17 protein-coding genes are annotated in these 17814 nt (G+C 44.0%); 14 read left to right on the forward strand and 3 right to left on the reverse strand.

What is annotated here, in order from left to right; translation table 11 throughout:
* Nucleotides 1-7 precede the first annotated feature (7 nt).
* The 13 genes from FC26_RS09920 (at nucleotide 8) to metF (ending at nucleotide 15527) form a co-directional block, all read left to right on the forward strand.
* Nucleotides 8-637, forward strand: a complete 630-nt coding sequence (locus tag FC26_RS09920; protein ID WP_057780146.1) for a YczE/YyaS/YitT family protein — start codon at nucleotides 8-10, stop codon at nucleotides 635-637.
* Complete coding sequence (locus FC26_RS09925) at nucleotides 637-1797, forward strand: iron-containing alcohol dehydrogenase (protein ID WP_057780148.1); 1161 nt, start codon at nucleotides 637-639, stop codon at nucleotides 1795-1797. The genes FC26_RS09920 and FC26_RS09925 overlap by 1 nt, the downstream gene beginning before the upstream one ends.
* 18 nt (nucleotides 1798-1815) lie before the next feature.
* Complete coding sequence (locus FC26_RS09930; protein ID WP_057780149.1) at nucleotides 1816-3000, forward strand: NupC/NupG family nucleoside CNT transporter; 1185 nt, start codon at nucleotides 1816-1818, stop codon at nucleotides 2998-3000.
* Between the two features lie 28 nt (nucleotides 3001-3028).
* Nucleotides 3029-3394 carry a hypothetical protein gene (locus tag FC26_RS09935; RefSeq protein ID WP_057780151.1) on the forward strand — a complete coding sequence of 122 codons (366 nt, stop codon included), beginning with the start codon at nucleotides 3029-3031 and terminating at the stop codon, nucleotides 3392-3394.
* Nucleotides 3391-4326 (forward strand): pyrimidine-specific ribonucleoside hydrolase RihA, encoded by a 936-nt coding sequence (gene rihA / locus FC26_RS09940; protein WP_057780152.1) that lies wholly within the window; start codon nucleotides 3391-3393, stop codon nucleotides 4324-4326. The genes FC26_RS09935 and rihA overlap by 4 nt, the downstream gene beginning before the upstream one ends.
* 444 nt (nucleotides 4327-4770) lie before the next feature.
* On the forward strand, nucleotides 4771-4845 hold the full coding sequence (locus tag FC26_RS13240; RefSeq protein WP_420835229.1) for a putative holin-like toxin: 75 nt from the start codon (nucleotides 4771-4773) through the stop codon (nucleotides 4843-4845).
* 396 nt (nucleotides 4846-5241) lie between these two features.
* A complete protein-coding gene (locus FC26_RS09950; RefSeq protein WP_057780157.1) occupies nucleotides 5242-7320 on the forward strand; it encodes an LPXTG cell wall anchor domain-containing protein in 2079 nt (692 codons plus the stop codon).
* Between the two features lie 643 nt (nucleotides 7321-7963).
* Entirely contained in the window at nucleotides 7964-8596 is a 633-nt protein-coding gene (apf, locus tag FC26_RS09955; RefSeq protein ID WP_057780159.1) for an aggregation-promoting factor, read from the forward strand.
* Nucleotides 8597-9122: 526 nt separating this feature from the next.
* Complete coding sequence (gene apf, locus FC26_RS09960; RefSeq protein ID WP_057780161.1) at nucleotides 9123-9938, forward strand: aggregation-promoting factor; 816 nt, start codon at nucleotides 9123-9125, stop codon at nucleotides 9936-9938.
* A gap of 161 nt (nucleotides 9939-10099) precedes the next feature.
* Nucleotides 10100-11563, forward strand: coding sequence for an MFS transporter (locus FC26_RS09965; RefSeq protein ID WP_057780164.1), 1464 nt, complete (start codon nucleotides 10100-10102; stop codon nucleotides 11561-11563).
* Between the two features lie 471 nt (nucleotides 11564-12034).
* Nucleotides 12035-12313 carry a hypothetical protein gene (locus FC26_RS09970; protein WP_057780166.1) on the forward strand — a complete coding sequence of 93 codons (279 nt, stop codon included), beginning with the start codon at nucleotides 12035-12037 and terminating at the stop codon, nucleotides 12311-12313.
* Between the two features lie 87 nt (nucleotides 12314-12400).
* The gene (gene metE, locus FC26_RS09975; RefSeq protein WP_057780168.1) at nucleotides 12401-14671 is read left to right on the forward strand and encodes a 5-methyltetrahydropteroyltriglutamate--homocysteine S-methyltransferase; all 2271 of its coding nucleotides are present in this window, start codon (nucleotides 12401-12403) and stop codon (nucleotides 14669-14671) included.
* Nucleotides 14661-15527, forward strand: a complete 867-nt coding sequence (metF, locus tag FC26_RS09980; protein WP_057780170.1) for a methylenetetrahydrofolate reductase [NAD(P)H] — start codon at nucleotides 14661-14663, stop codon at nucleotides 15525-15527. Before metE ends, metF begins: the two co-directional genes overlap by 11 nt.
* 55 nt (nucleotides 15528-15582) lie before the next feature.
* Here metF and FC26_RS12790 read toward each other — a convergent pair whose 3' ends face one another.
* The gene (locus tag FC26_RS12790; protein ID WP_057780172.1) at nucleotides 15583-15822 is read right to left on the reverse strand and encodes a hypothetical protein; all 240 of its coding nucleotides are present in this window, start codon (nucleotides 15820-15822) and stop codon (nucleotides 15583-15585) included.
* 186 nt (nucleotides 15823-16008) lie between these two features.
* Between FC26_RS12790 and FC26_RS12795 the strand changes: the two genes are divergently transcribed.
* On the forward strand, nucleotides 16009-16206 hold the full coding sequence (locus FC26_RS12795) for a hypothetical protein (protein WP_157061179.1): 198 nt from the start codon (nucleotides 16009-16011) through the stop codon (nucleotides 16204-16206).
* Between the two features lie 220 nt (nucleotides 16207-16426).
* Here FC26_RS12795 and FC26_RS09990 read toward each other — a convergent pair whose 3' ends face one another.
* Nucleotides 16427-17041: a helix-turn-helix domain-containing protein gene (locus tag FC26_RS09990; RefSeq protein WP_057780174.1), complete on the reverse strand. Its 615-nt coding sequence runs from the start codon at nucleotides 17039-17041 to the stop codon at nucleotides 16427-16429.
* 119 nt (nucleotides 17042-17160) lie between these two features.
* Nucleotides 17161-17799 (reverse strand): TetR/AcrR family transcriptional regulator, encoded by a 639-nt coding sequence (locus tag FC26_RS09995; protein WP_057780176.1) that lies wholly within the window; start codon nucleotides 17797-17799, stop codon nucleotides 17161-17163.
* Nucleotides 17800-17814: the final 15 nt, after the last annotated feature.

Raw genomic sequence — 17814 nt, forward strand, 5'->3', positions numbered from 1 at the left:
GCACTGGATGAAACAGAGAAGATTTACTTGGAAAACGATTGTACTTGCAATGAGTGGAATATTCCTTGTGTGTATCGGTGTTTCATTCAATAACAACACGCAGCTTGGTAATGATCCAGTTGGAATTATTTATGATGGTATTCGGGCAACTTTCCATGTTCCGTTAATTAGTTTGGGTATGGTTTCAAATGGTCTCAATATCGTGTTATTGATATTACTTTTTGTAATTGGAAGACATTACGCGAATGTTGGGTCCCTGATGTATCTGATTCCTTATGGATTTTTCGTAACCATTGGCTCACATTTATATCCATTGATATTCTCAAGCGATGGAACGATGACGCGTGTGTACGGTGGAATTACGGGTATCACACTTTACTATATCGGAATTAGTTTATTCATTTGTGCAGATATTGGTGTTGATCCATTCAGCGGCTTCATGTTGACAATTCGTGACAAAATGGGTTGGAGTATGCGTCGCAGCAAGATAACCTTTGATTTATTTTTGATAGTTGTCGGTATCTTATTAGGTGGAAAATTCGGTGTTATAACAGTACTGACAGCAGCTACAACAGGGCCAACAGTCCAATTCCTTAGTAATCAATTTAAAAATGTATTCAAAATTCAAAAGGGGTAATGATTGTGAAAATTAGTATGTTGCAGAAAGTAAAAGTAGTCGTAGAACATGATTTGGCGGATGCAGTAATGAAAGTATTAGCCATCGAAAGGTTACATCGGCCATTCATTGTTATGGATGAATTTCTCAAAGACACCGCACAGGTTAAAAAACTTTTGACAGTTTTTCAACGTGAAGGAATCGAATTTACCGCGTACGTTGACGTAATTCCAGATCCACCGGCCAGAATTATTAATGACGGGGCGCAGCAAATGAATCAAAGTAATTCTGACTGTGTTATTGCAATTGGTGGTGGTAGCTCGCTTGATAGCGCCAAGGGAATCAATATTGTAGCTACTAATGGTGGCACAATTCAGGATTACGTGACTGATGACAGCCTTGTGAAGACAGGTAAGTGCCTGATTAGTGTCCCAACAACTGCTGGAACAGGGAGTGAAATGTCCAATGCATTAGTCGTTACTGATGAAAAAACATCTGCAAAAAATGCAATTTTGTCGGATAACATGCTTAGTGATTATGCACTTCTGATTCCGGAAATGACCATTACTTTGCCGAAACGAATGACAATTGCAAGCGGTCTAGATGCATTTTCACATGCTGCAGAAGGGTATCTTTCAAAACTTAGTACGCCAATGACCGACGCAATTTGTGAGAAAGTCATGTTTTTATTAGATAATTACCTACCAAGTGCTGTTAAGGATGGCACTAATCTTGAACTGCGTGAACGAGTACTAGTAGCATCGTCATTAGCTGGATGGATGCTCAATAATGCAGGAACCAATGTCGGTCATTCAGCAGCTCATATTCTGGGTGCTCAGTTTCATATGGTACATGGGGAGGCGGTCGCATATGCTTTGCCAGGAGTACTGCAGTTAGTCGCAGATGCGGAAACAAAAAAAGTGAAGGAAATTGGCAAGATTCTTGGTGCCAGCTTTACTGGAAAAGAGGATAGTCAAGAAATTGCTGCGATCACAGTATCTGCATATAAAAACTTTAGAGATAATCTAGTAGGACTCCATCCATTTTCAGACTATGGTATTTCTCAAGATCAACTATTAGATAATACAACTGCAATTTTACATGAAAGATTTGCTGGAAATACACCGATCGATTTAACACAAGAAAACGTGACGGAATTACTTAAAAACTTTGGTCAATAAAAATGGGGGCGTATTGTTATGAATTTCGTGTTTTTAATTACCGGATTATTGTTTGTCTTTGGAATTGGTTGGTTAGTAAGTAGTGACCGAAAAAATATTAAATACAAACGTATGGGTGTGCTATTTGCACTTCAGATTATTATTTCGTTTTTGTGTTTACACACATCTGGCGGGATTAAGACACTTGCATCAATTTCAAAGTTCTTCAATTGGCTAATGGCTCAAGCTGCTGGTGGAGTGGACTTTGTCTTTGGTGGATTAATGATAAAACCCGGTGGATCAGTGTTCTTTCTCGGTGTGTTAATGCCAATTGTGTTTATTTCAGCGTTGGTCGGAATTTTAAACTATATTAAGGTGCTACCTTTCATCATTAAGTGGACTGGTTGGGCACTTAATAAGGTCGCTCACATGGGGGAACTTGAAAGTTATTTTGCAATTTCAACTGCCATTTTAGGACAACCAGAAGTATTCTTGACCATTAAAGAACAAATCCCAAAGCTAAATGAACGTCGGTTATATACGATTTGTGCATCAGCAATGAGTGCGGTTTCAGCTGCAATGTTAGCATCATACATGAAAATGGTTCCCGGAAAGTATGTTGTTGTCGCAGTATTTCTGAATATTTTATCCGCACTCATTATCTCTTGTATCATCAACCCGTATGACACGGATGCAAATGATGAATTGGTTCAAATATCAAAAGGAAATGATGAACCATTCTTCCAAGTATTAGGGACTTACATTACCGATGGCTTCAAATTGGCGATTACCGTGGGGGCAATGCTGATTGGTTTCGTAGCCCTTGTGACATTTTTAAATAATTCTTTCTTAGCAATCATTCATATTTCATTTACGACATTGATTGGTTACGTATTTGCTCCAATCGCATTTTTGATGGGTGTTCCAAGTCATGATATTGTCAAAGTTGGGAGTTTGATGGCGACAAAGTTAATCACCAACGAATTTGTGGCTATGGGAACATTACATGGTGTGGCAGATACATTGAGTGTTAAAGCAAATGCAATCATTTCCGCGTACCTAGTTTCATTTGCCAACTTTGGAACAGTCGGGATCATTACGGGGTCTATTAAATCAATTAGTGAAAAACAGGGTTCTTATGTAGCGAAGTTTTCAATGAAGCTGTTGCTTGGTGCAACGATGGCATCGATACTGACAGGTACGATTGTTGGGCTATATTTTTAACTGGTAATAATGTAGGAGGTTAAGAGACATGAGTCGAGAATTGAAGCACTACACAATTTGGATGATTTTATCGTTTGTGATTTTTGGCGGAACCTACTATCTGTCATATATTCAGATACCAGGTACTTCATCACGTGCACTTTTCAATGCACTCATGTTTGCCCTTGTATTGTATCTTTGGAGCTTGTACAGTATCTACAAACAAACGAAATTTTGTAAATTCTTTCTTCGCTTTACTATCTTCACCTATTCAGTTGGCTTATTGAGTATCCTGATTACGACGGTAAATACCAAATTTAACCTTCTTATTGGTGCTATTGCTGTGATTGGGTTGATGTTAAATGGGTATATCTTTTATAAATCTAAACTCATAAAAAAGGGGCAAACACTATGAAAAATATTATTTTAGATTGTGATCCTGGGCATGATGATGCATTGGCAATGATGTTAGCAATTGCTTCAGATAAAGTAAAATTATTGGCAGTAACGACATCTGCTGGAAATCAAACACCAGATAAGACTTTGAACAATGCAATGCGATTATTAACGCTGATGAAACGTGAAGATATACCGGTTGCTGGTGGTAATCAAACGCCATTGGTAAAAGAACTAGCAACGGCCGGAAATGTACATGGTAAGAGTGGTCTCGATGGTGCTGATCTTCCTGACCCAGATTTCGAAGCGCAATCAATGACAGCGATTGAGCTGATAGCCCAGACTTTACGAAATTCAAAAGATCAAGTAACTCTGGTTGTCACCGGACCGATGACAAATGCCGCACTTTTTTTAAGAGTTTATCCAGATTTGGCCAAAGAAAAAATTGATCAAATTGTCTTTATGGGTGGTGCAATGGGACTGGGTAACTGGACACCATCAGTTGAATTTAATATTTTTGTTGATCCAGAAGCAGCAAAAATTGTATTGAATTTTGGCATACCAATGGTTATGGCTCCATTGAATGTAACGCATCAAGCCCAGATTTTGAAGAATGAAATTGAGCACGTTAAAACAATTAAAAATCCGGTTGGCCAAGCTTTTTATGGACTGCTTAACTTCTTTGAAATTTATCATGAAGATCCAAAATGGGGTTTTCAAGGAGCACCGTTGCATGATCCATGTACGATTGCTTGGATAATCGACCCAAGTCTGTTTGAAACAAAGAAAATGAATGTTGATGTTGAAGCAGAAGGTGAGCTGGTTCGAGGCGAGACTGTCTGTGATTACTATGATTTAACGGGTAAACCTCACAATACTGAAGTACTATTAGGAATTGATCGAAGCAGATTTATAAAGTTAATTGATGAATCACTGGCAAAATTTGATTAGTCATTTAAATGAGTACATTATTTGCAAGTATTGGCGTATATGTTCAGGTTTGATGCGCGAAAGGGATTTTATCTATATCCAGAAAGTAAAAAGAATGCGGTAAAGATGTTACGAATAAATCAAGGATCTACTTACGAAAGAAATGTGAAACCGCGTGAAGACATACAGGTGACTAAATGTGGTTTAAAAATCCCAACCAACGTAAGTAACTATGAACAGTTTATTGAAGAAATTAAGAGAAATGAAACTGAATTTCTTCAACAATTGCAAGCTGATCAGAATTAAATAGATGAATCCCCCACACCGTGTAAAACGCATAGTGTGGGGGATTCGTTTGTCTGGCTTTGATATAATGATGGTGCAGGAAGTTTTATGGACGGTGGCCTTTTTCCTTCGGGGGTGGTGCGATGCATTGCAAAACCAAAGAAAGGCTTTTCTGGACCAATGAGTACCTATCAGGTACTAACGTTGTTGATCGCATTCGGATTGTTAATGATTGCAATCCTAGATCACAACTAAAAACGGTAGAAAAAAACCGTCCTGAAATAGCTTTGGCAAGCACAGGGCGGTAACGTCATGTCGCAAACCGCCGTCTTTAAAGCGGTCTGCTGAGGAGTCTCGTGCAAGAGACTCCTCTTTTTCTATGCCCATATTATAGCATGGTTCGTTTAAAAGTTCATCAAGTTAGAGCCTGTGTTATGTACCGCTATCAGGGTTCCGTACATAAGAAAGCATTAGTACCGTGTCGTGCAGCTCAATCTCCCCACCATCAGTGTCCGATTCTTTCAAACTAACTTACTAAAACAAAGAAATAAACGATCAAAACAGCCCGCTTTGGTGAATTTGATCCTGCTATAATGCCCGTACAATTGATAGATAAGTTAGGTGGTATTAGTTATAGGGAGGGATAGCGTCATGAAATTAAATGGTAGAGATGTCACGCAACGGCGCCTTTTATTGGTCGGGACGACAACGATTGCGTCGCTAGGGGTCGGAATGATGGTGGCTGGACAGGCACAAGCAGATACACCAACTCGCTCGGCGTCCTCAACCGCTGCAACGGCGGTCGTCACGGATCCACAGACGCAACGGTTAAGTGACGCCCAAACAAAAGCAAGTCAGGCCGCATCGACTGCCGCAACGGCCAAGGTCGTCGCTGATCAAGCCGCACGGGCTGACCAAGTGGCCCAGTCGGCGGTAGCATCAGCCCAAAGTCATGTGGCCGCTTTATACGAGCAAGCGGCCGTGGCGCAAGCAACGAGTAGTGCGGTCAGCACTGTCTCCGCCGCAACGGATCAGGCGACTAGTGCGCTAGGACAAGTATCACAAAGCCCCGCCTCGGGTCAAACGACCGCGGCCGCTAGCAGCGCAACAGACGATAACGGCTTACCGATCGTTGATGATGAGAGTTCGACGGCGGATAACGTACAGGATTACGAGCAGACCGCGTCACTCCTGTATCTGCTCTATGGGCACCGAATTCCAGATCATGATAGCTCTGATGATGATGGTTTAAGTGATCAGACGGTGCAGGCGGCCATCCAAGAATCAACGACGACCGCTGAACAAGATGTCATCCCCGCTGATTGGAACGTGGTGATTAGCGGGGCTGCATACGCGCAAGATGGCATTGTGTATTACGAGACCGATCAAACGCAGTATGGGGATGCGGTCGATCAGGCTGCAGCGTGGTGGAATCAAAACGCGGGGCAAACCGTGTTCCAGCGCGCGGACGCAACGCATCCGGCAACGGCCCATATTACGGATTACTATGACGCCCATTTTTCGATGTTAGCAACGACGGGGGCCGATGGTATTGTGGGGTTGGATGTCAGTGTGATGGAGGCCTTTAATTATGAGCCACTTAACGTGATCACGCATGATATGGGGCATTTACTGGGCCTTGCGCACGCGCCGGCGGTTGGCGATATTATGAATGCCACCGTTCCTCGTCAAACTTATACGTTCTCTGATTACGACCGTGCCGCATTGAAAACCGCGATCTGCGCCTACGGTAAGTTACGCGATAGTGCAGGTGGAGATCTGACCAAATATCAGGAACTCAGTGGCTATATGCCATTAAGCACGGACGATTTAGCGCTGCTGGGTGATCCCAACTACGACCAGTGGCATTCGCTCCGGTCACAGTTGCGGACGGTGGCGACTCAAGCAGCACAGCTGGAGCAGCAATCAACAGCGCTCAAACATGCTGAGCAACAAGCGACGGATGCGGCCAATGCGTTTACCACCGGTCATGCCACATTAGCAATGGTTAAAACCGGTGTTGAAGCACTTCTCGCACTCTATCAGGCAATGGGCAGTCAGAGCACGGATATGTTTTCCGCGTTGAACGTGAACTTGAGTGCCGCGACGATTGCAAAAGAAGCCGCCCTACGTGAGCAGTTGCTACAACCCGCTGATACGACTCAGGGATCAACGGAGACTGGCCAGCAGGCAACCACGACAACGGCGGCCACTGATTTGACGCAGCAACTTAAGACGGCCCAAACAACGCTGACGATGTTCCAAAAGATTGCGGTGGCGGCGCAATTGGGGAGTGAAGTTGCGCAATGCCATTATCAGACGGCTCAAACCAATGCCAGCGTGGCTCTGACACATTACCAATCCTTACTGGCAGTGGTTAACCAAGGGCCGCATAACGGTCAACCACAGGCGACAGCAACCAATACACCAGTCAGCACAACGAACCAGTCTACGCATGTAGTGGCTGATGCAGGTAAAGTGAAGCAGACGAAAGCCACCGTTAACCCAGCACCAAGTCGCTTAGATCAAGCCTCACGGGCAGCAATTCAAAGAAAAACGACGCGTGATGTCGTAATCGCGTCACCCAAGTCAGCGGGCAACCACTCAGATCAAGTTAAGCTACCACAGACGAGTGAACGTGAGACATCCCACATTCTGGCACTTGTTGGGACCCTTTTGATGGGACTGATGGGGCTCCTAGGAATTCGGCAACGCCAACGGCGCAAATAACGTGATCAGTGGGTGTTTTAAACAATTAGTTATACAACGTGAAAAATATTGCCATATAATAGAAGAAAAAAAGTGGTGATCGAATAAGTAACCAATAGTAATAGTTGTAACCACGCCCTGAGACCATCTTTCCGGGTGTTGTATAAATGACAAAAAATAAGTTGATTTTGGCAATAATTGATATATTGGTCTTTCACGCCATTTTTTCTTAAAAATCCGGAAAATGTTCCACGTGAAACAAGAAAATCGGGTCAAAATGAGAGATAAATGTGAAAAAATGCGAAAAAAGCCTAAACTTTCCGATTTGTTTTTGAAAAAGTAATAAAGTTTTGTCATAAAAGTATAACGAAAAGAGGACTATTAAAATTTGCGAGTTGCCCTTGAAATTTTGACGCACAAAGCCTAATCTAGTAGTAACGAGCTGTCCTTTTTATAAATGTCAGTTTGCATCAACGACCGGCTGGTAACGCTTTTTTGAAATGCGTTACTGGCTTTTTTGTTACAAAAAAAACAAAAAACGGGGGAAAAGAAAACTCACCGTTACATTTCTGTAATATTAATCCTGTAATCTAATTACCGTTGATGCAACACATAACCAAAAACAAATAACTAAGACAATTTAAAAAGGATGGTTTTTTACTTTATGAATTTCAAATCAAAAGCAATTAAGTTTCTCGTTGCCACTTTAGGCGCTGCGACAATGGGTATTCTTGGTGTCACTGCGACAGCCAATGCCGATTCAATTTACACAGTTCAATCTGGTGATACCCTTTCATCAATCTCATATAAATTTGCGAACAACACAAGCATGGTTAACACGCTTGCTACTAAAAACAACATTTCAGATATCAACTTTATCTTAGTTGGTCAAAAACTTTACATTAGTGATAGCGGCCAAATTACACAAGCAACGAAGCAAGAAGTTGCAACGACGCCAGCTGCTACTCAAGGCACAACGACGACTGCTAGCCAATCAAGTACCACTCAAAAGGCTGCAACAACGACAACTAGTGCAAGCACAAGTACTGCTACAAGCTCAACTGCTGCATCTGGTTCAGATGCTTCAGCTAAGGCTTGGATTGCCGCTCGCGAATCAGGTGGTTCATACACTGCCCGTAACGGTCAATACGTTGGTAAGTACCAATTAAGCTCAAGCTACCTTAATGGTGACTACTCAGCTGCTAACCAAGAACGTGTTGCTAACAACTACGTTTCAAGCCGTTATGTTTCATGGTCAGCTGCCAAGGCTCACTGGCAAAGCCAAGGCTGGTATTAAAATTCAGCCTTCAATAATAGAATGATTAAAAGTGAGGACAGATCAAACGATCTGTCCTCTTTTTTTATTCAATTTCAAATGAGATGACAAAACGATGTCAATGAACTTGATATAACAGCCTAATTCATCAATTATCAGTGAATAAGCGCCATTAATTGCCCAGATCAAACGATAAAGGATGCTATCTTGCAACTAAAAATGGGACTTTTGTTACAAATGAATAACTTAGAGTTGATAATTTATGAATTTTTTGTGCGAAGGATGCTTACCACGATTGAAACGGCGGTATGCCGGCCTTCCAAAGCAGAAATTATGATGAAATGATGGACAAATGGGACTAATTTTAGCTCTTTTTAGGCCCATTTTGATCATTTTTTATTACAAAAAACACAAAAACCGGCTTAAAAGAAAACTCGCTGTTAAGTGTCTGTAACATAAACCTAGTAATCTAGTAACTGTTGAAGCGGGCGAGTAATCGCGCCGCAAGTAATCACAGACAAAATAAAAAGGATGGTTTTTTTACTTTATGAAATTAAAATCAAAAGCGATTAAGTTCATTACAGCTACGTTAGGTGCCACTACTCTTGGCGTTCTCGGTGTAACTGCTACAGCAAACGCAGATGAAATTTACACCGTCCAATCTGGTGATACCCTATCATCAATCTCATACAAATATGCCAATGACACAAGCATGATCCAAAACATTGCCAACAAAAACAATATTTCGAACATCGACTTCATCTTAGTTGGTCAAAAACTTTACATCAGTGACAGTGGTCAAATCAAGCAAGCAACGAAGCAAGAAATTGCAACGACGCCAGCTGCTAGTCAAAGCACGACAACGAGCTCAGCTGCTAGCCAAGCAACTTCAAGCTCTGCTACGGTAGCTTCTTCAGCCACAGTGGCATCATCAGCTGCTGTAACGTCAAGTGCTTCAAGTGCAAGTGCCTCATCTGCATCAACACAGGCATCTTCAGCTACAGTTGCTTCGTCAGCAAGCACAACGTCACAGAGTGCATCAAGTGCTGTTAGTCAGCCAGCTGCTCAAGCAACGACAACTCGCACAACCACATCGACGACATCGCCATCAACATCGACGAGAACGACTTCAACAAGTGTCTCAGAAGCTGCTGCCAAAGCCTGGATTGCCGCTCGCGAATCAGGTGGTTCATACACTGCCCGTAACGGTCAATACGTTGGTAAGTACCAATTAAGCTCAAGCTACCTTAATGGTGACTACTCAGCTGCTAACCAAGAACGTGTTGCTAACAACTACGTTTCAAGCCGTTATGTTTCATGGTCAGCTGCTAAGGCATTCTGGCAAAGTAACGGTTGGTACTAAAATTTAACCTAAATTAGGCATCACTACGCAAGAAGTCCCTCGTTATGAGGGGCTTCTTTTTGCGTGGTGAAGGAAAATGTTTTGTGTTTGAATTGGCAAAGTAATAAAATAGAATGGTTATGGTTTTCGTAAGTAAAATTAGATAAGGATGGTTAATCAATATGCCAAAAAATAATCAAGGGCAGCCACGGCACTCCAAGCGTTGGCTGATCATGACTGCGGTATTTATCGCGACGTTTATGACGTCTGTCGAGGTGACGATTGTCACGACCGCGCTGCCGTCGATTATCAGTGAACTTCATGGACTCGCGTATCAAAGCTGGATTATGAGTGCCTACCTGTTGACGACGGCGATTACAACGCCCATTTATGGGAAGTTAGCCGATACGATCGGCCGAAAAAAAGTGTTCTTGTGGGGTGTAATCATGTTCACCCTCGGATCGCTGTTTAGTGGGCTTGCCACTAATATTTACATGCTAATCGCAATGCGGGCGCTGCAAGGAATTGGCTCGGGGGCCGTACTGCCACTGACATTTACAATCATTGCGGATAATTACAGTTTTGAAGAACGTGCTCGGGTATTGGCCTTTAACAACACAGCGTGGGGCCTGTCGGCACTGATCGGTCCAGCACTGGGCGGGTTTTTAGTAGACGCCCTTTCGTGGCACTGGGTTTTCTTCGTTAACGTTCCACTGGGAGTGATCGTGGCCGTGCTCATTTGGGGAAGCTACCACGAAAAATTACGGGCCACGGAGCGTTTGGTGATCGATTGGCAGGGAATTAGCTACCTCGCAATCACGATGGTGGGCATTTTATTAGCCGTTCAAAGCTTAGATTCCAACCTAGTTGTCACGGGTGTGCTCGCCGTTGTGGCGGCTATCAGTTTAATCCTGTTAGTGCGGACCGAAAAACGGGTCGCCAACCCGTTGATTTCTCCTAAACTCTTTAGAAATCCATCGTTCAGTATTCAAATCAGTACCACTGCCATGTTGAGCGGAATTTTGATGGCCTACCAGATTTATTTTCCCATCTGGTTGCAGTCGATTTACCGCATGCCCGCTACTATGGCCGGACTGGTAGTTAGCTCAAGTTCCATCATGTGGCTAATTGCAGCGTTCTTTGTGGGCGCGGTTATTTCACGCTTTGTACCAAAGTATGTCGCCATGGGAGTCGCCATTTTATTGGTCATTTTTTACACGATTTTGGTTTTTGCCGGCCGTGATTTTCCGTCATGGATGTTCTATCTGATTGCCGCAGTGAACGGTGGAACGATCGGCATCATCATCAGTATGAATACGATTTTGAGCCAGCACTTTGTCGATGAATCGATGATTGGGTCGGCGACATCGTTGCTGACGTTAGGCCAATCGCTGGGCCAAACGATCATGACTGGGGTGTTTGGTGCGGTCTTGAACCTCATGATCGCCACTCATCGCGGTAATCTACCACTGGCTGAAATTAACCGGTCGATTAGTTCGAATCAAGCTGGGGCAACCGCGAATAAAGCGGCCGTAGATACGGTAATCTTACACGGCATGCACGGAGTATTTGCCGTCGTGATCGGATTATTGGTTGCGGTATTTATTGTGAATCTCGTAGATCCTAATAAAAAAGTAGTCAGATAAAAGTAAAAATCCGATGTGGTCCCATAAAAGGGAAAACATCGGATTTTTTAATGGCATCAAAAAAGCTCCCACCTGTAGTCGTTGGTGAGAGCGGCGCTGACAGTACAGCGCATGGCGCGATTACTCGCGCAGCAGACGTTTAAGGTCTGCAGGTTTGGCACCTTGTCTAGTAGTATACCATATTGGGACTAAATTGTAAGGGCCCGTGACTGAATTCGGCGGGGATTAATGGGCCTGCCGAGTTACTGGGTTCTCATTTTTAATGGCAAAAATTAAAAATATTCCAATAATTTGTTGACAAAGTGATGATCATCGCTTAATATATGGAACAATGATTATGAGAGAACAGTTAGAAGATGAGTAGAAAGTCTCAACTGCCATAGAGAATCGCTAGACGGTGGAAGGCGTGCAGGAGAGCTTCTGAAGATGGTCTTCAGAAATGGGGCGTCCGAATCGGGTGATTAGGACGTCATGGGACCGCCCATTACAGCGGAAGGGTATCGATATTGGGTACTCAGTGAGGAGGGCCGTGTCAGCGGACCTCGAATTAAGGTGGTAACACGAGTAATCGTCCTTACTTTCGCATTAGCGGAAGTGGGGGCGTTTTTTGTTGGTCTCAGTAAAATCACAGTGAAGAAGGGAGTTTTGAGCATGCAAGATCGTAAAATTTATTACTTACACATGAATAAGACCGTGACGGCATGTTTCCTGTTTGGTGATGGCATTGGTGATCAAGTCATGTCGCGTTAGTTTGTTGTAGGCATTTAAGACAAGAATCAGCGCTTCACCACATACATAGTGACGGCGTTTGATGACAAACTAAGGAGATAATTAAATATGACAACAACTGTTATCGGCTACCCACGCATTGGGAGTCACCGTGAACTCAAATTTGCAGTCCAAAAATACTTCAAACAGGCCATCAGTGCCGACGAACTCGCACAAACGGCGTCGCAACTGCGTCATGAAAACTGGCAAACCCTCAGCGATGCAGGGATCGACCAAATTCCTTCCGGTGATTTCTCGTACTACGATCTCACCCTCGACACTGCAACTTTGCTAAACATTGTGCCGGCCCGCTATAAAGCATTACACCTCGCACCATTAGACGAATATTTTGCCCAGGCGCGGGGCTACCAAGGGGAACACGGCGACGTGAAAGCCTTAAGTATGAAAAAATGGTTCAACACCAACTACCATTACTTAGTAACGGAATTTGATGACGATGCTGATATTAAGCTCGTGGGCACCAAAATTTTCGACGAATATCAAGAAGCGCGGGATGCTGGTTACCAAACGCGCCCCACGATTATCGGCCCGTACACATTAATTAAAAATGGACGCTTTACAGGCCACAAGACGGCGAGCGACTTTGTGCCAGCATTGGTTGCCGCCTACGAAGCGGTATTTGCTCAGCTCGCTAAGCAAGGTGCTGACTGGATTCAGATCGACGAACCGGCTCTAGTTAAGGACCAGACGGCCGCCGACTTGGCCCTCTTTAGCAGCCTTTACAAACCATTGTTAGCCGCTAAACACGGTTTGAAGGTGCTTGGTCAGACATACTTTGGCGATGTGCGAGATAGCTATGACTTACTGACGAGCCTCGATTTCGATGCTTTAGGCCTCGATTTTCTTGAAGGAGCTGAAACACTGCCGTTAGTTCAAGATCACGGGTTCCCCGCCGATAAAATTTTGTACGCCGGTGTGATTAACGGGAAAAATATCTGGAAAGCTCATTATCAAGATAAGATTGATTTGTTAAACCAAATTAAAGGTGCGGCCGCGCAGGTCGTTATTAGTACCTCATGTTCGTTACTCCATGTCCCATACACGATTGAAAACGAACCCCAGCTAGATGATAAGTACAAACGCTACCTCGCATTTGCTAAGGAAAAATTGACAGAATTGGTTGAACTAGATCGAATTGAAGCGGGTGACACAGCGTTGCTCGAGCAAAACGAACAGCTCTTCACCCAACCACGCTACGTGGAAAATGAAACCATCACGAAGCAGGTAGCGTCATTGAAAGAAGCCGACTTCCACCGCGAGCCATCGTTTGAGGAACGAGCGCGGGTACAAAAGGCGGAGTTCAACTTACCAAAATTACCAACGACGACCATTGGTTCATTTCCCCAAACAAAGGAAGTTAAACGAAACCGGGCCAAGTTCAAAAAGGGTGAGATCACCAAGGAAGCGTACGATCAATTTAACCGCGACCAGATCAAGGCCTGTGTCGAATTCCAAGAAGAAATTGGGGTTGACGTCCTCGTGCACGGGGAGTTTGAACGAAATGACATGGTGGAATACTTCGGTGAAAAACTCGATGGATTCCTGTTTACCAGTAATGCCTGGGTTCAATCATATGGGACCCGGTGCGTTAAGCCGCCAATTATCTGGGGCGACGTTAGCCGGAACCAGCCCATTACCGTAGCAGAATCAGTCTACGCACAGAGTCTGACTGATAAGCCGGTGAAGGGGATGCTGACGGGACCGGTAACGATTCTGAACTGGTCCTTCCCACGTGAAGACCTTTCGTTGAAAGAATCAACGTATCAAATTGCGCTGGCTATTCAAGCAGAAGTGCTGGATCTTGAACACAACGGCATTAAGATTATTCAAATTGACGAAGCCGCATTACGGGAAAACTTACCATTACGGCAGTCAGACTGGTATTCGAAGTACCTGGATTGGGCGATTCCCGCATTCCGGCTTGTCCACAGCAAGGTGGCCGCATCAACTCAGATTCATACGCATATGTGCTACAGTGAGTTTGACGACATCATCGATGCCATTGATGACATGGATGCGGACGTGATTTCATTTGAAGCATCGCGTGCTGATTTGACGTTACTCGATACGCTTCAAAAAGATCATTTCAAGACGCACGTTGGTCCCGGTGTTTATGATATTCATTCACCACGGGTACCGTCACAGGATGAAATCGAAGGAACGATTCGTAAAATCGTGGCTAAGATTCCACTTGATAATATCTGGATTAACCCCGACTGTGGTTTGAAGACACGGGGAAATAAAGAAACCACACCGAGTCTAATTCACTTAGTAGCGGCCACCAAAAAAGTACGACAAGAGCTGGCCTATGAAAACTAGCGCGTGTTTTAAACAACGCCCCGTGTTATCGTTTGAAATTTTTCCACCCCGTGAGCATGCGTCAGCAAAGACACTGGATCGATTTTATGAGACGCTCGATATTCTCGCCGATTTAAAACCGGCCTACATCAGTGTCACCTATGGTGCTGGCGGGGCCGGTAGTCAAACGGGAACGCTGCATTTAGTGAAGTACATTCGGGAGCACTACGGTATCGAGACGGTACCACATATTCCGGCAATGCAGTTCACGAAGGCGAGCGTGCAAGACTACTTGACAGAGCTAGCGACAGCCAATATTCAAAATGTATTGGCGTTGCGTGGCGATTTACCAGCAGATGGCACCCAGCCCCGTGACTTCCAGTACGCCAGCGATTTGGTGCACTATATCAAGCAGGTCGGTGATTTCAATGTTCTAGGTGCATGCTACCCAGACGTTCATCCTGAAGCTGCTGATGCGGTTCGGGATATTCAAAATTTAAAGACCAAGGTCGATGCGGGCGTGTCCCAGCTAGTGACCCAACTCTTCTTTGAAAATGATCATTTTTACCACTTTATTGAACGGTGTCAGCTTGCCAGCATTGACGTCCCTATTCAAGCCGGAATTATGGCGGCTACGAGTGAGAAACAAATCGAACGAATGGCCACGATGTGTGGGGTAACGTTGCCGCCAAAATTTGCTAAGATGATGGATCGCTATAAGGGCAATAAGATTGCGACCCGCGATGCGGGGATTGCCTACGCGGTTGACCAAATTGTCGACCTACTGGCACATGACGTAGATGGCATTCATCTTTACACGATGGACAACCCAGTAGTGGCGCAACGCATTTGCGATGCGGTAAAGACGCTCATTTAAATTATGATGATTCGAAAAAAAGACAATTCTCAGCGCCGAGAATTGTCTTTTTTTATTACTGAACAACGGTCCAATCATGGATTGTTTTGCCATCTGGATCCTGAAGCTGAAGCCAGCTGTTAGTACCGCTGAAGTAAAGAAAAAGTCCGACTTCGTTGACGCTCTTCAACGTGATCTCCTCGGTAGTGATGAACTGGTCATCAAAGACGGCGCGATGTTCTTCCCGGAGTTTGTTAGCAAAACGGGCTGAAAAACCAATGGTGCCGTCGGCATTTAACGGTGCCGTTGGTTGCATGTGCGCCCCTGCGAGAATCACCAGTTCGTTACGCTTGCGCCAGTAGACGGTTGCCTGAGTACCGTTATAATTAGTGGTAAACGGAATCGTAGCAATGGCTTTGGACCATCGATGCCGTGCTTTAGCAGGGCGCTTTTTGGGTGATACGAAGCTGACTCCCAGTAATGCGAGAGTGGGTTGGATCTGATGCCAGTAGTCAAGAACGACTGCGCGTTGATTGGCTGGCAGTTTAGTCGTTACCGGTTGAGTAAGTTTGACCTGACTATCTATTGCCAGTTCGGTCAGCAGGCGTGTGAGATAAGGGGCGTCAACGGTACTAGCCGGAAAGATTGTGAGTGTCCGTGTGATTTTAGTTTCTGTGGGGCGGACGCCAATACTGATTAACTGCTGATTCTCAAAGTATAGCTGAGTTGCCTCAGCAATTAATGCGGCAGTACTAGGCTGCAGGCGTATCGTACCCAGTTCAATTGTTTAGGGATAGGTTAATAGCTTGCCCGTTAATTGATTGATCGGTCATGTTGAGGTGCTCCATTTCACTTGAAAGATGATATTTCCCGGGAAATAATGTTTTTAAATACCTTTACTAACAAATAGTTTTTTGTGATTAATGGGTATTATGTTCAGTTACTAGTTTGGTAGGCAGGAGTCCCCAAATAAATAGTGCGACAATAACACTGTTGCCGGTGGCATAACCAACGGCATAAAATGAAAGATGCATTGTCAGTAATACCCAGATACCAACGAGTAGGGCAGCTATGGCGGTAATTAGCAGGCTTTGATGTGGCGTTAGGCTGAACCTGTGCTGATTGACGTGCCAGTTGCGCTGGCGGGCATCTTTTAGAGTGACCAAATTGACGATCAGTAAAACAATCAGCAGGGTGGTGCCAGACAAACCTGAACCGTGACCAAATTTTTGTGCCATCCAAGCTATGATCAGAATTCCGTCTAATAATAAGTTTATTCTGTATAGCCTGCGTGCCTGCCGTTGTGCTTTTTCTTGTGCATGTAATTGGTTCATTATATCTTCACTCCTCAATAGTTGATCGAGGGATACATGATATACCGTGCTCAGATGCATCAAGCTGTCAATATCTGGCAAACTTCTACTAGTTTCCCAGTTGGAGATTGTTTGACGTGTGACATGGATTGCCGTGGCCACATCTTGTTGCGTTAGCTGGTGAGCCCTTCTTGCTTGTTGTAATTGTGCACCGATATTCATGATAGCCTCCCATTGAGCTTATATGTTCAGTGCTTATTATCCAAGCAAAGGTCTTGCAACGCCAGTAGAATTAGGGACAAGTTGCTTGGCATTGAGATATTTTATCTAAAATATTGCCACTATTTGGCGATTTGAGTTTCCGTTGGTGTTTCACGAATCAATTTAACGCCCAGAACGGTCAAATGACTGTTTTCAATGAGTTGAATCATAAAATGAGCAAGGTGAGCGGGACGGAATTCTTCGTCCGAACGGAGCCACCAATTTAAGGTTCCCGTTAGTGTAGAAGTTATATAGGAATAGATAAATTCATTTGGCACATCTTTACCATTTTGTGTAATTCGCAGATTGGTTAAGAATTCATCCGTCGTATCACGAATTAAGTTTTGTAATTCTTCCATCATTTTAACGTGTTGTGAGCCATCAAAGATCAAAAAGAAAAGGTCTTTTTGTTCGGACAGACTCTGGAAGACTTCGTTCAGGGTACTTTCAAGGGTATCAAGGTGAATTTCGTTCTTGCCGACAAAGATATCCGCCCGGCTAAAGGTTTTGAATGATTCCATGACGGTTTGGAAGATTTGCTCGTACAGGTCCTGTTTATCCTTGAAGTGGGCGTAGAATGTTGCGCGATTGATCATGGCCTCGTCAGCGATCTGCTGGACAGTTAACCGCTCAATCCCGTATTCTTTAACTAACTTAATAAATGCGTTGAAAATCATTTTGCGAGTTCTGATAACTCTTAAGTCGTGTGCTCTTGGCATAGTGACAACCTCTTT

It is taken from the genome of Paucilactobacillus vaccinostercus DSM 20634 (assembly GCF_001436295.1).
Lineage (GTDB): Bacteria > Bacillota > Bacilli > Lactobacillales > Lactobacillaceae > Paucilactobacillus > Paucilactobacillus vaccinostercus.

What these genes read in the sequence shown, in the direction of transcription:
- rihA (WP_057780152.1), top strand. Translation starts at nt 3,391, where the DNA reads ATGAAAAATATTATTTTAGATTGTGATCCTGGGCATGATGATGCATTG.
- FC26_RS09950 (WP_057780157.1), top strand. Translation starts at nt 5,242, where the DNA reads ATGAAATTAAATGGTAGAGATGTCACGCAACGGCGCCTTTTATTGGTC.
- apf (WP_057780161.1), top strand. Translation starts at nt 9,123, where the DNA reads ATGAAATTAAAATCAAAAGCGATTAAGTTCATTACAGCTACGTTAGGT.
- FC26_RS09965 (WP_057780164.1), top strand. Translation starts at nt 10,100, where the DNA reads ATGCCAAAAAATAATCAAGGGCAGCCACGGCACTCCAAGCGTTGGCTG.
- FC26_RS09995 (WP_057780176.1), bottom strand. Translation starts at nt 17,799, where the DNA reads ATGCCAAGAGCACACGACTTAAGAGTTATCAGAACTCGCAAAATGATT.
- apf (WP_057780159.1), top strand. Translation starts at nt 7,964, where the DNA reads ATGAATTTCAAATCAAAAGCAATTAAGTTTCTCGTTGCCACTTTAGGC.
- FC26_RS09970 (WP_057780166.1), top strand. Translation starts at nt 12,035, where the DNA reads ATGGGACCGCCCATTACAGCGGAAGGGTATCGATATTGGGTACTCAGT.
- FC26_RS09920 (WP_057780146.1), top strand. Translation starts at nt 8, where the DNA reads ATGAAACAGAGAAGATTTACTTGGAAAACGATTGTACTTGCAATGAGT.
- FC26_RS12790 (WP_057780172.1), bottom strand. Translation starts at nt 15,822, where the DNA reads ATGCAACCAACGGCACCGTTAAATGCCGACGGCACCATTGGTTTTTCA.
- FC26_RS09930 (WP_057780149.1), top strand. Translation starts at nt 1,816, where the DNA reads ATGAATTTCGTGTTTTTAATTACCGGATTATTGTTTGTCTTTGGAATT.
- FC26_RS09990 (WP_057780174.1), bottom strand. Translation starts at nt 17,041, where the DNA reads ATGAATATCGGTGCACAATTACAACAAGCAAGAAGGGCTCACCAGCTA.
- FC26_RS12795 (WP_157061179.1), top strand. Translation starts at nt 16,009, where the DNA reads ATGCCAGTAGTCAAGAACGACTGCGCGTTGATTGGCTGGCAGTTTAGT.
- FC26_RS09925 (WP_057780148.1), top strand. Translation starts at nt 637, where the DNA reads ATGATTGTGAAAATTAGTATGTTGCAGAAAGTAAAAGTAGTCGTAGAA.
- metE (WP_057780168.1), top strand. Translation starts at nt 12,401, where the DNA reads ATGACAACAACTGTTATCGGCTACCCACGCATTGGGAGTCACCGTGAA.
- FC26_RS09935 (WP_057780151.1), top strand. Translation starts at nt 3,029, where the DNA reads ATGAGTCGAGAATTGAAGCACTACACAATTTGGATGATTTTATCGTTT.
- metF (WP_057780170.1), top strand. Translation starts at nt 14,661, where the DNA reads ATGAAAACTAGCGCGTGTTTTAAACAACGCCCCGTGTTATCGTTTGAA.